13 protein-coding genes are annotated in these 13,678 nt (G+C 60.6%); 5 read left to right on the top strand and 8 right to left on the bottom strand.

Features of this window, described 5'->3' with window-relative positions; translation table 11 throughout:
* Window positions 1–2 precede the first annotated feature (2 nt).
* Both ACMGGW_RS11475 and ACMGGW_RS11470 read right to left on the bottom strand, forming a co-directional pair.
* A complete protein-coding gene (locus tag ACMGGW_RS11475; RefSeq protein WP_025302955.1) occupies window positions 3–944 on the bottom strand; it encodes a carbohydrate ABC transporter permease in 942 nt (313 codons plus the stop codon).
* 78 nt (window positions 945–1,022) lie between these two features.
* Window positions 1,023–2,276, bottom strand: a complete 1,254-nt coding sequence (locus ACMGGW_RS11470; protein WP_043143430.1) for an ABC transporter substrate-binding protein — start codon at window positions 2,274–2,276, stop codon at window positions 1,023–1,025.
* A 466-nt stretch (window positions 2,277–2,742) separates the two neighbouring features.
* Between ACMGGW_RS11470 and ACMGGW_RS11465 the strand changes: the two genes are divergently transcribed.
* From ACMGGW_RS11465 to ACMGGW_RS11450, 4 genes are all read left to right on the top strand, one after another.
* Window positions 2,743–4,413: a DUF4091 domain-containing protein gene (locus ACMGGW_RS11465; protein ID WP_164099659.1), complete on the top strand. Its 1,671-nt coding sequence runs from the start codon at window positions 2,743–2,745 to the stop codon at window positions 4,411–4,413.
* 155 nt (window positions 4,414–4,568) lie between these two features.
* Window positions 4,569–6,290: an ornithine lipid synthase OlsF gene (olsF, locus tag ACMGGW_RS11460; protein ID WP_049207482.1), complete on the top strand. Its 1,722-nt coding sequence runs from the start codon at window positions 4,569–4,571 to the stop codon at window positions 6,288–6,290.
* Window positions 6,291–6,391: 101 nt separating this feature from the next.
* Entirely contained in the window at window positions 6,392–7,174 is a 783-nt protein-coding gene (locus ACMGGW_RS11455) for an N-formylglutamate amidohydrolase (RefSeq protein ID WP_025302951.1), read from the top strand.
* A gap of 76 nt (window positions 7,175–7,250) precedes the next feature.
* On the top strand, window positions 7,251–7,964 hold the full coding sequence (locus ACMGGW_RS11450; protein WP_025302950.1) for a flagellar brake protein: 714 nt from the start codon (window positions 7,251–7,253) through the stop codon (window positions 7,962–7,964).
* Window positions 7,965–8,007: 43 nt separating this feature from the next.
* On the opposite strand, the gene pdxY is transcribed toward ACMGGW_RS11450, so the two are convergent.
* From pdxY to ACMGGW_RS11435, 3 genes are read right to left on the bottom strand one after another with little or no spacing between them, the layout of a single operon-like run.
* On the bottom strand, window positions 8,008–8,850 hold the full coding sequence (gene pdxY / locus ACMGGW_RS11445) for a pyridoxal kinase (protein WP_025302949.1): 843 nt from the start codon (window positions 8,848–8,850) through the stop codon (window positions 8,008–8,010).
* A gap of 3 nt (window positions 8,851–8,853) precedes the next feature.
* Window positions 8,854–9,570: a glutamine amidotransferase gene (locus tag ACMGGW_RS11440; protein WP_025302948.1), complete on the bottom strand. Its 717-nt coding sequence runs from the start codon at window positions 9,568–9,570 to the stop codon at window positions 8,854–8,856.
* Window positions 9,567–9,821 carry a hypothetical protein gene (locus ACMGGW_RS11435; protein ID WP_025302947.1) on the bottom strand — a complete coding sequence of 85 codons (255 nt, stop codon included), beginning with the start codon at window positions 9,819–9,821 and terminating at the stop codon, window positions 9,567–9,569. The genes ACMGGW_RS11440 and ACMGGW_RS11435 overlap by 4 nt, the downstream gene beginning before the upstream one ends.
* A 66-nt stretch (window positions 9,822–9,887) precedes the next feature.
* Between ACMGGW_RS11435 and ACMGGW_RS11430 the strand changes: the two genes are divergently transcribed.
* On the top strand, window positions 9,888–11,192 hold the full coding sequence (locus ACMGGW_RS11430; protein ID WP_164099660.1) for an aminotransferase class I/II-fold pyridoxal phosphate-dependent enzyme: 1,305 nt from the start codon (window positions 9,888–9,890) through the stop codon (window positions 11,190–11,192).
* Here ACMGGW_RS11430 and ACMGGW_RS11425 read toward each other — a convergent pair.
* The 3 genes from ACMGGW_RS11425 to nudI all read right to left on the bottom strand — a co-directional run bounded on the left by ACMGGW_RS11425 (window position 11,189) and on the right by nudI (window position 13,669).
* Entirely contained in the window at window positions 11,189–12,175 is a 987-nt protein-coding gene (locus tag ACMGGW_RS11425; protein WP_043143445.1) for an MsnO8 family LLM class oxidoreductase, read from the bottom strand. The genes ACMGGW_RS11430 and ACMGGW_RS11425 overlap by 4 nt on opposite strands.
* A 138-nt stretch (window positions 12,176–12,313) precedes the next feature.
* On the bottom strand, window positions 12,314–13,150 hold the full coding sequence (gene pbpG / locus ACMGGW_RS11420; protein ID WP_043143447.1) for a D-alanyl-D-alanine endopeptidase: 837 nt from the start codon (window positions 13,148–13,150) through the stop codon (window positions 12,314–12,316).
* A gap of 93 nt (window positions 13,151–13,243) precedes the next feature.
* Window positions 13,244–13,669, bottom strand: a complete 426-nt coding sequence (nudI, locus tag ACMGGW_RS11415) for a nucleoside triphosphatase NudI (RefSeq protein ID WP_060433134.1) — start codon at window positions 13,667–13,669, stop codon at window positions 13,244–13,246.
* Window positions 13,670–13,678 lie beyond the last annotated feature (9 nt).

The raw sequence follows: 13,678 nt of genomic DNA, 5'->3' as shown, positions 1-13,678 counted from the left end.
CCTCAGCTGACTTTCAGGCGCTTGCCGATCGCCATTTGAATCAGGGTGATCACCAGCGTGACGGCGAACAGCACCACGGTGATGGCGGAAGCGTAGCCTTTTTCCTGCAGGTAAAACGCGTACTTGTAGAACAGGTTGGTGACGGTCATCACGTCGTTTTCCACCAGCGCACGGTCGAACATCAGGAACACCACGTCGAAGATTTGCAGGATCTCGATAAAGCTCATCACCGACACGAAAAACAGCGTCGGCACCATCATCGGCAACGTGATACAGAAGAAGCGGCGCAGGGTGCCGATGCCGTCGATATCCGCCGCCTCGTACAGCTGGCGCGGAATGCTCTGCAGCCCGGCCAGCAAAATGATGATCTTCAGCGCCAGCGACGACCAGATGATGATGATGGACACGCTGATGCGCACCACGTCCGGATCGGACAGCCAGGCGACCGGCGCAATGTGCAGCAGGCCCAGCGCCTGGTTGATCAGGCCGAAATCCTTGTTGAACAGCCATTGCCACACCATGGCCACCGCCGCAGGCATGGTGACCGCCGGCAGGAACAGCAGGGTGCGCAGCAGGCCTTTGCCACGGATGTTCTGATTGAGGCCGATCGCCAGCAGCAGCGACAGGCTCAGGCTGATCGGCACGCACACCACCACGTAGAACAAGGTGTTGGCGGCGGCGGTGTAGAAGTCGTCGTCTTCGAACAGGTTGAGATAGTTATCGACGCTGATGCTGCTCCAGCGCATGAACTGGTTCAGATCGGTAAAGCTGTAAAAAATGTTTTGCAAAAAGGGGATCAGGTAAAACACCGTCACCCCCAACAACAGCGGCAGGATCATCACCCAGCCCCAGAAGCGTTCGGCGCGTTCGAGCCGATTGAGCGCGGGGCGGGCGGTGCGCCGGGATGGTTTTAGGGTGACCGTAGCCGTTTCTGCCAGCGACATGTTGCCATTCCTCACCTATGACGTTCAGCGTGGGTCCACCGCGGCGCGCGCTCGGGGCTGCGCGCCGCGGCGGGGCGATTACTGCTCCATGACGCGCGCGATCTTCTTGACCGATTTGTCCATTTCCTGCTTAGCGTCCGCGCCCATAAAGATCTTCTTCAGGCTGGCGATCCACATGTTCTGCCACTTCGGCGTATTGGTGCCGGCGGTGGGGTAAGCCTGGGTCACTTCAAGGGTCTGAATATAAGGCGAAACGTCGACTTTCTGAATCTGCTGTGCCCAGACCTTGGCCGCCGTCTTGTTGGCCGGGATCACCACCTTGGCCAGCTCAGCCTGTGAGGCTTCGCTGCTCATGAAGGCAATATATTTCCAGGCGGCCTGCTTATGGGCGCTTTTGGCCGACATGGCGAAGGCGAGGCTGTGCGCCACGCCGGACTGGCGTTCAATTTTGGGCATCATCACCACGCCGATGTGGTCGTTGATCAGCGGGTTATTGGCGAACGGTGCCGCCAGCCAGGAACCGGCATAGACCATCGCCGCGCGGTTGGACTGGAAGATGTTCTCGGTTTTGACTTCGCTCATCTGCTGGGCGCTTGGCATCAGGCCGTCTTTCATCATGCCCTGCAGCTGCTGGTAGACCCAGAGGGATTTGTCGTTGGCGATGTCGGTGGGCTGGCCGTCTTTCGGCACGATGTGATTGCCGTTTTGGAACAGCAGGTTCATGTAGCTGTCCTGACCGTCGATGCTGAGATCCATCACCAGCGGGAAGGCCGTGCCTTTCAGCCCGTTTTTCAGCGCGGTAGCCTTGCTTTTCAGATCGTCCCAGTTCCAGTCGCTGGTGGGGTAGCTGACGCCGGCCTGATCGAACAGTTTTTTGTTGTACCACACGGCGATGGAATCGACGTCGCGCGGGATGGCCATCTGCTGGCCGTCGTACTGGTAGGCTTTCACCGAGCTGGCGACCACGTCGTCCAGCTTAAGGCCGCTGTCTTTAATATAGGGTGCCAGCGGCTCCATAATGCCGTTTTTGGCGTACTGCACAAAATAAGGCATATTGATCCAGAATATATCCGGCGCCACGCCGCCGGCGGCTGCGGAATCTAATTTAACGAAATATTGCGCCGAGGGGGTTAATTCTATTTCTATTTTTATATCCGGGTTGGCCTGCTCAAATCGCTTAGCAATCTCCTGTTCGGATGATAATTGATTTCTGTCCCAAACGGCATAGCGCAATGTTATTTTATCTGCGGCGTGGAGCAGTGTGGGCAATAATAATGCGCTGGCAAGAATAGAGTGCGCCAGCAGGCGGCCGGTATTTTTTATCGGTGACATTGCTTTCCCCTCGGTGAGCGACGAATAGCGTTTTTCGCAACGTAAATTCTTTCTATCCCTTAACTTTCAATGTGTCAATACACCCCCAAACGCCCAAAAATGGGGCGTTGATGTTTCATTGTTGTTAAAATCGAAAGGCTTTGACGGCCAAGTGAAAGGTGTGTTTATTCACAATTCGTTAACCTTTTGGCGGGTTTTTTCCCCGGTGGCGCGGCATTTAGCGGCCTTCGCAGGCATAGGAATAACTGATAACCCTTGCACCATAATGGGGATTAAAAACATTTTTATTGTGCAAGCTTCTGCTTCTTTCATTTTTGTGATGCAAATAAACAAAAAAAATCTTGCTGTGGCTGTCAGAGGAAGGTGCAGGAACGTTTTTTATTGCCGGCTATTGTCTGTGGCGATAAAAGACGTTAGCCTGAATTTCACAATATTGACTTATCCAAAATAAAGAGGCCCGATTATCATGCGCCTGTCTCTGGTATTTACGCATTGCCTGGAGAAAGTATTTCATTGCCAAAATATGCCGCCCGTTGCCGTAGAAAATCGGCTGAGCGGGTTAAATAACGAGGTGCTTTCCTGGCAGGCGGTGTACTGTTTGCAAACCCCGGGCAACGAGACTCGCCATGAGCTCAGTTATCAACTTGACGGACCGCTGGCGGCGTATATCAGCGTGCGCCAGGTGCAATCGGTACCGAGCGGTTTTCCCTGTTATCGCGAGACCGATGAGAATTACCTGACGACCGAGCCGGGCTTATTTCCCGATCCGCTGATGCCGCTGCCGCAACGGCGTTTTTTTGCCGCCTGCCGCTATTATGGCAGCCTGTGGCTGACCTTGACGCCGCCGGCCGACGCGCAACTGGCTGGTGACTTTCCGTTGACCCTGCGGCTGCGGGATGCCCAGAGCGGCGAGGCGCTGGCCGAGGCCACGCTGACGCTGCATCTGGTGCCGGCGGCGTTGCCGCCGCAAACGCTGTTGCACACCGAGTGGTTGCACACCGACTGCCTGGCGGATTACTACCGTCTGGCGGTGTTCAGCCCGGATTACTGGCGCGCGGTGCGCAACTTTGTGCGCTGTGCGGTTCAGGCCGGGGTTAATATGCTGCTGACGCCGCTGTTTACGCCGCCGCTGGATACCGCCGTCGGCGGTGAACGCACCACGGTGCAGTTGGTGAGGGTGTCGCGTTCGGCGCAGGGGTATGACTTCGATTTCAGTCTCCTGGCGCAGTGGATAGCGTTGGCGCAGGAAGAGGGCATCGAGCACTTCGAAATCGCGCCGCTGTTTACCCAATGGGGCGCGGCACATGCGCCGAAGATCGTGGTGGAAGAGCAGGGCGAGGCGCGACCGCTTTTCGGCTGGCACACCGATGCGCAGGGCGAAGCGTACCAGCGTTTTCTGCAGGCGCTGCTGCCGGCGTTGACCGCCTGGTTCCGCGAACGGGGGCTGGAACGGCAGGTGTGGTTCCATGTTTCCGATGAGCCGACGCTGGACAACCTGGCGGCCTACCAGCGCGCCAGCGCCGCGCTACGCCCATTGCTGGATGGCTTTCGCACCTTCGATGCGCTGTCGGATTTCGCTTTCTATCAGCGAGGCCTGGTGGAAATCCCGGTCGCTGCCACCGATCATATCGAACCCTTTATCGAACACCGGGTGCCTGGCCTGTGGGCCTATTATTGCTGCGTACAGAAGACCGAGGTCGCCAACCGGTTCTTCGCCCAGCCTTCGGCGCGCAACCGCATATTGGGCGTGCAGCTCTATCTGTACCGCATCGCCGGCTTCCTGCATTGGGGATTCAACTTCTATAACAGCGCTCATTCGCGCGAGCGCATCAACCCTTACGCCGTGACCGACAGCGGCCATGCGTTTCCCTCCGGCGATCCGTTCGTGGTCTATCCGGGCGAGGATCTGCAGCCGGTGGAGTCGCTGCGCCTGCGGGTGCTGCATCAGGGGCTGCAGGACATGCGCGCGCTGCAGCTGCTGGAGAGTCTGACCGACCGAGCGACGGTTGAGGCGCTGCTCGAACGCGAGCTGGGCATGCGCATTACCTTCAAGCGTTATCCGCACCAGGCCGGGCCGCTGCTGCGCTTGCGCGAAGCGGTGAACCGCCGCATCGAAGCGCTGCTGGCGCCGATGTGAGGGCAAGTGGGGGCGAAAATGCGTCTTTCGCTCCCAATTCGTCATTACTTTGCTATACCTGATAGTCGATGGATTCATTTTATTGTCATGTAACTGACACGTCAGAGTCACGGCTCTGGCTTAAGTTTGCAGCGACTACGTCAGGAGATAACGCGATGTTCAGCCTGGATTCTCTGTTGCAAGATGCATTTCCACACCGCAATACCCCTGCCTGGCAGCGCAGCCTGCTAAGAACCCTTCTCTTCGAAAAAGAATTCAAACAGTTCGCTGCCGACTATCCCCACCTGAAAGGGCTCGATCTGATCGAGCAGGTGGTGGACTACTTCAACCTCAGCTGCGAGCTGGTGGACGGCGATCTGGAAAACATCCCGAGCCAGGGGCCGGTGGTGCTCGTCGCCAATCACCCGATCGGCTCGCTCGACGGCCTGGTGCTGCTGCGCGCCGTCGCGGCGGTGCGCCCGGATGTGAAAGTGGTGGCCAGCCAGCTGCTGACCTATATCGAACCGCTGCGCAACCTGTTCGTGCCGGTGGATAACGTCGCTTATAAAACCAGCCGCAAACAGATTGAAGGGATGCAGCAGCAACTGGACAATCAGGGCGCGCTGATCCTGTTCCCGGCTGGCGAAGTGTCGCGCATGAGCCCGAAAGGCATCCGCGATGGCCACTGGCATACCGGCTTTCTGCGCCTGGCCGCCAAGGCGCGCGCGCCGATCGTGCCGATCCACATCAGCGCGCGCAACAGCAACCTGTTCTACTTTACCTCGCTGGTTTATCGGCCGCTGTCGACGCTGCTGCTGGTGCGTGAAATGTTCCAGCAGCGGGGCGGGCGCATCAAGATCCGCGTCGGCGGCCGTGTGCCGTTCGCCAGCTGGCACGACGGCCACACCAGCGCCAAGGATCTGGCGGAGCGCTTTCGCCGCCACGTCTATCGCCTGGGCCAGGGCAAACCGGGGCTGTTCGCCAGCGAGTCGCCGATCGCGCTGCCGGAAGAGCGTCTGGAGCTGAAAAAGGCGTTGGCGAACTGCGAACGGTTGGGGGTAACGCCGGACGGTAAAACCATCTACCTCTATCGCCGCCGTGACGAAGCGCGTACGCCAATCCTGCGCGAGCTGGGGCGCCTGCGCGAGATCGCCTTCCGCGCGGTGGGGGAAGGATCCGGCCGCCGCCGCGATCTGGACAGCTACGACGACGATTACTACCACCTGGTGCTGTGGGATGAGGAGGAGCTGGAGATCGTCGGCGCCTATCGTTTTATTCCCACCGCCGAACAAATCGCGCGTAAGGGCCTGGAGAGCATCTACAGCAACAGCCTGTTCCACTATGACCGCGATATGGAACCGATCCTGGCGCAGGGCATCGAACTGGGGCGCAGCTTCATTCAGCCGGCCTATTGGGGCAAGCGCGGGCTGGACTATTTGTGGCTGGGCATCGGCGCCTATCTGTCGAAATACCCGCAATATCGCTATCTGTTCGGCCCGGTGTCGATCTCCGGCGGCATGCCGCTGGCGGCGCGCGATTTGCTGATCGCCTTCTACCGGCTCTATTTCTCGCCGGATCACGCCTTCGCGCAGTCGCGCCGGCCTTATCCGGCGTCGCTGCCGCAGGTGTTGGCGCAGTTTGCCGGAGACAACTACCAGGAAGATCTGGTACGGCTGAAGAGCCTGCTCAGCAACATCGGCTGCTCGATCCCGACGCTGTACAAGCAATACACCGAGCTGTGCGAACCGGGTGGGGTGCAGTTCATCGACTTCGGCACCGATCCGGCGTTCAACAACTGTATCGACGGACTGGTGCTGGTGGATACCACGCGGCTCAAGCCGTCGCGCTATCAGCGTTATATCGCGGTGCACCAGCCGCAGCCAGCCGAGACGGCATGACTACAGTCTGACTCATGCCTTTTTGATCTAAGCACGACCTTGGGGCCGGCGACGGGATAGCGCTACGATAAACGTTTTGCTTTCCACCGCCGGAGCCCGTCATGCCCCATTCGTTTATCCCGCCGTTATTGTCCGCCGATGAACCGCCCGCAGCTGCCGTTGAAATCCCGCGCGGCAAAGCGCCTTTTTTGCTGCTGTGCGATCACGCCGGCAAGGCGATACCGCAGTCCCTTGGCGACCTCGGTTTGCCGCCGGGGGAGATTGAACGCCACATCGGCTGGGATATCGGCGCGCTGAGCGTGTCGCGCCATCTGAGCCGCCAACTGGACGCCACGCTGATCCATCAGCGTTACTCACGGCTGGTGATCGACTGCAACCGGGCGCCCGGCATCGCCAGCTCGATCCCGCCTTTGTCCGAACTGACGCCCATCCCCGGCAATATCGGCATCGACGGCGAACACGCGCTGGCGCGCGAGCGTGAGGTATTTTTGCCGTATCACCACGCCATCGACGATCATCTGGGGCAACGCCAACTGCGCGAACTGCCGACGGCGGTGATCGCCATGCACAGCTTCACGCCGGTGTTCAAGGGCGAATCGCGCCCCTGGCAGGTGGGCCTGCTGTTTAACCGCTACCCGGAATTTGCGCTGCTGCTGGCCGAACTGCTGCGCGAAGAGGGGGATTTGCAGGTGGGGATCAACGAACCCTATGCGATGACCGACGCCACCGACTACACGTTGCCGGTGCATGCGGAACGTCGCGGTTTGCCTTATGTCGGCATCGAAATCCGCCAGGATCTGATCGCCGATGAACGCGGGCAGCAGGCGTGGGCGAAACGTTTCGCACGCCTGCTGCCGCAGGCCTGGCAGCGTTGGCAAATTTGACTTTAGGAATATTCCCAGAGATGATAACCGTAAGGAATACGTAATACGTCATTAGAAAAAAAGTCAGGAGAGACGTGTGGAGCACAGCGATAACGGACTGTTTATCAAACGGGAGCGTTTTGAAGTTCTGGCGATTCTGCGTGAAATTTGCAAACAACGCACGCCGCTGCGCGTAGAAAATCAGCAGCACCGGTTTCAAAGTCTGTTATTGAGCGTCGGGCCGGACAATATCGTGTTTAGCGGTGAGGAAGCGGAAAATGCCATCGACGGCGCCTGCACCATCGTGATTGAAAGCAACGACGCCAAAATCGAGTTTTCCGTCGGCCAGGCGGAACTGACCGAACATCAAGGCGTCCAGGCCTGCTCGACCCGGCTGCCGCAGGAGTTGGTCTACATCCAGCGCCGCCGTCAGTTCCGCATCACCACGCCACACTGGCGCCAATTCTTCTGTACCGGCGAATACCCGGACGGTACGCCTTATGAGCTGCGGATCCACGATCTGTCTGCCGGCGGCGTCGGTTTGCGCTTCGACGGGCCGCTACCGGATTTCTTCCAGCCGGGCCTGCAGTTCAAGAAAGCGGAGTTGGATCTGGGCAGCTACGGCAGCTTCAAGGTCAACATGGAGCTGGTGGTGGTCAACGACGATCAGGAAACCGACGATAACGATCAGGTGGTGCACTTCTCGCGCCTGTCATGCCGTTTCCTCAAGCTGGGGTTGGCGATGGAGCGCAAAATTCAGAGCGCCGTGTTCGCCTTCGAGCTGGATTTCAACAAAAAGAAAAAACGCTGATAGTGATCAGGGGCGGCACGCTGCCCCTGACTCTCCACCGGCCTTACGGCTTTAACGCCCGCAGGCTGCCGATTTCTTCCCAACCGAAATGTGCCGCTTCGGCCAGCACGTCGCACACTTCACCCCCGGCGGCGACCACGGCCGCGTCGAGCGCAGCGCCGTGCAGCAGATGGCTGACCAGCAATGCGGCGAACAGATCGCCGGTGCCTTTGACCGCCGATTTAACCTTCGGATGGGTAAAGCACTGTGTTTCCTGCCGGGTGACCAGCATCAATCCCACCTCGTCTTCGTGCTGCGCGACGCCCGGCGCGCTGGTGACCAGCACCCATTCGGTGGTGTCGTTCAACAGCGCCTGCGCGGCGTGCTGCGTCTGCTCCCGGCTGCTCAGTTGTCGGCCGCACAGCTGTTCCAGTTCAAAGCCGTTCGGCGTCAGGCCGTTGGCCAGCCGCAGGAACGGCGATCGATAGCAGTTGACGATGCGCTCATCCACGTAGATCCCTTCACCGTAATCGCCCATCACCGGATCGATATAGATTTTTATCTGAGGATTGAGCGAGCGCACCCGCTGCAGCCAGTTGGCCAGAATATGGCACTGCATCACATCGCCCAGGTAGCCGACAATCACCGCCCGGGTGCGCTTCATCACGCCGCGGGCAATCAGATCGTCGAGAAAGCCGCCGAACCACTCGCCGGAAATGACGCCGCCGTGCGGCTTGCCGTAATAGGGCGGGCAGCCGAACAGCACGCTCGGCACCTGCAGCGCTTCCAGCCCCTTTTTCAGCAGGGCGCGGTAGGCGATGCCGTTGCCGACGCTGCCGTAGACCACCTGAGATTGAATGCTGATCACGTCGATGGACGGTGACCGCAAGGGTGAAGACTGTTGCATGAGTTACATCCTTGGTTCGTTATTATCCAGCCAGCGTGCGAACACCTGCCGCGCGCGTTGTTCCAGCTGTGCGCCGTGGCACGCCGCCTGTTCACGCAGGCTCTGTGGCGCAACGCCGGCCAGTTCCAGCTCGCAGGCATGGCCAATCAGCCAGCGTTCGATATCGCGATGATCCGCCTCCAGATGGAACTGCAGGCCGAGCGCGAACCCCTGATAGTCGAAAGCCTGATGTGGGCAAATCGCCGTGCCGGCCAGGCAGCGGGCACCGTCCGGGATCATGAACATATCGCCGTGCCAATGCAGCACCGGCGTATCGGCCAGCGGGGCCAGCACCGAGTCGTCTTCCGCCGCGAGCGTGCTCAGCGGGGCGAAGCCGATCTCTTTGACGCCGAGCGAGATCACGTCGGCGCCCAGTGCCTGGGCGATCACCTGCGCGCCGAGACAAACCCCGAGGGTCGGTCGCTGCTGCGCCAGGCGCTGTTTGACCAGCGCTAATTCATGGTCGAGAAAATCATAGCGCTGCTCACCGGAAAAGTGTTGGGCGGCGCTGATCGGCCCGCCGAGCACTACCAACAGATCGGTCTCTTCATTATTGATAGCACGAATATCATCGCGGCCGGCATCGTAATAGTCGATCTGATAGCCGCGCAGCGAGAGCAGAGAACCAAGGATACCCAGGTTTTCAAAATTGACGTGTCGAATGGCGACGGCTTTTTTCATTGTTCAACCTCGCTAGCGTGAGTGAAAGGGGTCAGCGCCAGCGACTCGCCCAGCACAGTGATGCCTTGCGCACCGCTCTGGTAGACGATGCGACGTTCGCTGACCTGGCTGAGCTGCACCTGATAACCCTGAGCGGCCGGGAACAGCGCGCACGCCTGTTCCAGCTGATCGGCTGCCCAGGGAGTGAACATCTGCAGGCGGGCAAAGGCTTTTCCTGCATACTGAATGTCGAGCACGTAATGTTTATCCATGGAACCCCTTACTTTTGGCCGCGGAAACGGGTAATCTATTTTGAACTAGTACAAAAGGATTTATGTATGAATTCATTGTATGCAAAAGGCGGCGGCGCTGTCCAGATTGCCGAGCAGATTGCCGCACGCATCAAAGACGGCGCGCTGCGGCCAGGTGAGCTGTTGCCGCCGGTACGCCAACTGGCGGCGGAGCTGGAGGTCAATCCGAATACCGTCGCCAGCGCTTACGCCCGATTGCGCGACGCCGGTCTGGTGGCGACGCGCGGGCGGGCCGGAACGGTGGTGCTGGAGCCGCCGCTGGCGGCGGTGAGGGCGGCCTATGTGCCGCGTCAGGTGCCTGCAGGGATGTGCGATCTGGCCAGCGGTAACCTGGATGCCGCATTGTTGCCGGTGCTGGCGCTTGGCACGGCGGAGGTGTTCCCGCAGCAAAACGGCTATGACATCAGCGGCGATCTGCCGATATTGACCGGTCTGGGTCGAGAGTGGCTCGGCCGCCAGGGCGTCGCGCTGGGGGAGCCGGCGGTGTTCTCCGGCGCGCTGGATGCGATGGAAAAGGCGCTGCGCTGCCATGTGCAGCCGGGCGCGGCGGTGTGGGTGGAAGATCCCTGCTGGCCGCCGCTATTGACGCTGTTGCGCCACCTGCGCCTGCGGCCGCTGCCGCTGGCGGTAGATGAACAGGGCTGTCGGTTGCCGGAAAGCGGGGCGGCCGCTGCGGTGATCCTGACGCCGCGCGCCCACAATCCGACCGGAGCCTCGCTCTCTGCGCAACGCGCGCAGCAGTGGCGGCGTTTTCTGCACGACAACCCGCAGTGTCTGGCGATCGTCGACGATTTCTGGGGGCCGCTGTCGCAGCAGCCGCTGCATCTGCCGTTCGACGGCGATCGCGGCCTGTACGTGCTGTCGCTGAGCAAGTTTCTCAGCCCGGATCTGCGTATCGCGCTGGCCTGCGGCGACCCGACGTTGCTGCAGGCGATGCGCGCCGATCAGTACATCAGCGAACGCTGGGTCAGCCATATCTTGCAGCAGATCGCCGCCAGACTGTGGGGACAGGCGTTGCAGGAAGGGCAACTGCAGCGGGCTCAACAGGCGTATCAGGCCAGAAGGGATGAACTGGTACAGCGGCTCAATACGTTGAATCACACGGCGCTGGCGGCGGGTGAAGGGCTGCATCTGTGGTTGCCGGTGAGATCAGAAACCGCCGCCGCGCAGCTGATGGCGCAGCGGGGGTGGTTGGTGCAGGGCGGTGAACCTTTCCGCCTGAAGGGCGGCCCGGCGCTCCGCGTCAGCCTGGCTAACGTCACGCCGGCGCAGTTGGCGCCGCTGGCGCAGGATCTGACCGACGCCATGCGGGCCAGCGCGGCGATCAACTAGGCCGGCGTCAGGCTCTCCTCAGCCAGCAGCTGTAGCGAAGTGAGCCGGGCGCTCGGTTCGCCGATCGGCGTGTCGATGATGAACTCGTCCACGTCGTACCGCTGCTGCAGCTGCGCCAGTTGCTGATGTACCTGCGGCGCGGTACCAAGCAGGATATGGCTTTCCCGCGGCTCGATGCGGTAGTCGGTCGCGCCGGCCTGCTGCACGAAACTCTCTGCCTGCGCCAGGCTACCGACGGTCACGCTCTGCTCACCGGCGACGTGCACGCGGTATTGCTGAATATCCGCCGCCAGCGTCGCGGCCTGCTCCGGGCTCTGCGCCACGATCGCCGCCACCGCCAGCAGCGCCTTGCGGCCGCCGCTCAGTGCGGTGTAGTGCGCCAGCGCCTCGCGGATATCTTGCGGATTGCCGTTCAGATGCGCGGCAAACACGAAGGCCCAGCCGGATTCGGCCGCCAGCGTCGCGCTCTCTTTACTGGCGCCGAGCAGAAAGCGCTGGGCGGCGTGCGGCGGCAGCGGTGTGGCGCTCAGGCCCGGTTCGGCGTCGTCGTTCAGGTAGGCGGTCAGCTGCGACAGCTGCTGCGGGAATGCCGGTTTGTTTTGTCGGTCATGGGCGGCCTGCAGCGCCTGGGTGGCGAGCGGCAGCCCGCCGGGCGCTTTGCCTACCCCGAGATCGACGCGCCCCGGCGCCAGCGCCGCCAGCAGGTTAAAGTTTTCGGCTACCTTGTAGGCGCTGTAGTGTTGCAGCATCACGCCGCCAGAGCCGATGCGAATGCGCGACGTCTGGCCGAGCAGGTAGCCGATCAGTATTTCCGGCGACGGGCAGGCGAGCTGCGGCGTGTTGTGGTGTTCCGCCAGCCAGAAACGCCGATAGCCCCAGCGTTCCGCCTGTTGCGCCAGATGCAGCGTGCGCGCCAACGCCTGCGCGGCGCTTTCCCCGTCGGCGATCGGACTTTTTTCCAATATGCTCAAGGCATAAGCCATTTTCCCGCTCCTTTGATCATCAGATATGCCTGACAAATACCATGCGGGCGGCGTGAGGCTTAATACTGATTGGCGATAGGATATTCCATTGATCCAAAACGGATTTGGATATGCGTGGGACGGTAAAGCGCCACGGTGTTACCCCTCGAGCCAGGCCTTCAGGCGAATGGCGTCACGGTAGTGGCCGTAGCGCGGCTGCGCGCCGAGCAGGATCATCACCACCGGTTGGCCTTTGATGGTGGTGCGCATCACCAGGCAGTGACCGGCCTCGTCGGTAAAGCCGGTTTTCTGCAGCTGGATCTTCCAGGCCGGGTTATTGATTAAGCCATTGGAGCTGCGGTAGACCAGTTGGCCGCGGCCGGGGCGTACGATCTGCTGCTTGTCGGTGCTGAAGCGGCGGATCGACTGATAGCGATAGGCGTGATTGACCATCTTCAGCAGATCGTTGGCGCTCGCCACGTTGCGCGGCGTTAGCCCGGTCGGATCGTAGAAGCGGGCGCGTTTCATGCCGATGGCGCGCGCTTTCTGATTCATTTTCGCCACGAAGGCCTTGCGCCCGCCGGGATAGCTGCGGCTCAGCGCCGCGGCGGCGCGGTTCTCCGAAGACATCAGGGCGATGTGCAGCATGTCGCGGCGGCTGAGCACCGAGCCGATGGTCAGCCGCGAATGGGTTTTCTTCAGCAGATCGCGATCGGCGGCGGTGACTTTGAGCTTGCCGCCCATCGGACGTTTGCTGTCCAGGGCGACCATGGCGGTCATCAGCTTGGTGAGCGAGGCGATCGGCAGTACGCGGTTCGGCTGCTTCTGATAGAGGGTCTTTCCGGTGCGTTGATTGACGACCAGCACCGATTTGGCATTCAGCACCAGCGGTGGCGCAGCGGCATACACGGGCGCCAAAACGAACAGCAGGCTGAACAGAAGGGCGGCGCCGAAGCGCCGGACAGGCAGACGGAGAAAAGCGTGAGATAAAAGCATAACGGCGGAAATAGTGACCCTAAGTGATTAAAAAATATCAAAAGAGTCTGCCCGGCAAATGTGAAGGAAATAGGGCGATAATCGCTCAAACTGTTACAACAATCCCTTTTGCTGCAGCGTGAAGCGGGTAGCCTCGTTCAAATCGTAGTCCCCCAGGCGCTCGCGCGGCACCCAGGCGTAGTCGTCGAACTCGTCGTTGATCGTTACGTCGCGGTTGGCGGCATGGCAGTCGAAAATCAGGTAAATCATGTAGATTTGCTCCTGGCGGCCGTCGGCGTAGGTTTTCATACGCACGTCGTCGCGGAAGGTCCAGGGCGTGATGTTGTCGAGGATCAGCGCGGCGCCCAGCTCTTCGCGCACTTCACGCCGCAGCGCCTGTTCTATCTGTTCACCCGGCTCGACGCCGCCGCCGGACAGCGCCCACTGGCCGGGAAACACGCCCTTGTGCGCCGCCATCTTGCACAGCAGAAAGGCGTTATCGTTTTCAATCAGCGGGCAGACAATGATGCGTTGGCGCATGGAAGACTC

The sequence above is a fragment of the Serratia sp. BNK-4 genome (genome assembly GCF_048685115.1).
Classification (GTDB): Bacteria; Pseudomonadota; Gammaproteobacteria; order Enterobacterales; family Enterobacteriaceae; genus Serratia; species Serratia bockelmannii.
This window is presented reverse-complemented; position numbering and strand designations above follow the sequence as displayed.

What these genes read in the sequence shown, in the direction of transcription:
- ACMGGW_RS11475 (WP_025302955.1), bottom strand. Translation starts at nt 944, where the DNA reads ATGTCGCTGGCAGAAACGGCTACGGTCACCCTAAAACCATCCCGGCGC.
- ACMGGW_RS11465 (WP_164099659.1), top strand. Translation starts at nt 2,743, where the DNA reads ATGCGCCTGTCTCTGGTATTTACGCATTGCCTGGAGAAAGTATTTCAT.
- ACMGGW_RS11430 (WP_164099660.1), top strand. Translation starts at nt 9,888, where the DNA reads ATGAATTCATTGTATGCAAAAGGCGGCGGCGCTGTCCAGATTGCCGAG.
- pdxY (WP_025302949.1), bottom strand. Translation starts at nt 8,850, where the DNA reads ATGCAACAGTCTTCACCCTTGCGGTCACCGTCCATCGACGTGATCAGC.
- ACMGGW_RS11440 (WP_025302948.1), bottom strand. Translation starts at nt 9,570, where the DNA reads ATGAAAAAAGCCGTCGCCATTCGACACGTCAATTTTGAAAACCTGGGT.
- olsF (WP_049207482.1), top strand. Translation starts at nt 4,569, where the DNA reads ATGTTCAGCCTGGATTCTCTGTTGCAAGATGCATTTCCACACCGCAAT.
- nudI (WP_060433134.1), bottom strand. Translation starts at nt 13,669, where the DNA reads ATGCGCCAACGCATCATTGTCTGCCCGCTGATTGAAAACGATAACGCC.
- ACMGGW_RS11470 (WP_043143430.1), bottom strand. Translation starts at nt 2,276, where the DNA reads ATGTCACCGATAAAAAATACCGGCCGCCTGCTGGCGCACTCTATTCTT.
- ACMGGW_RS11455 (WP_025302951.1), top strand. Translation starts at nt 6,392, where the DNA reads ATGCCCCATTCGTTTATCCCGCCGTTATTGTCCGCCGATGAACCGCCC.
- pbpG (WP_043143447.1), bottom strand. Translation starts at nt 13,150, where the DNA reads ATGCTTTTATCTCACGCTTTTCTCCGTCTGCCTGTCCGGCGCTTCGGC.
- ACMGGW_RS11425 (WP_043143445.1), bottom strand. Translation starts at nt 12,175, where the DNA reads ATGGCTTATGCCTTGAGCATATTGGAAAAAAGTCCGATCGCCGACGGG.
- ACMGGW_RS11435 (WP_025302947.1), bottom strand. Translation starts at nt 9,821, where the DNA reads ATGGATAAACATTACGTGCTCGACATTCAGTATGCAGGAAAAGCCTTT.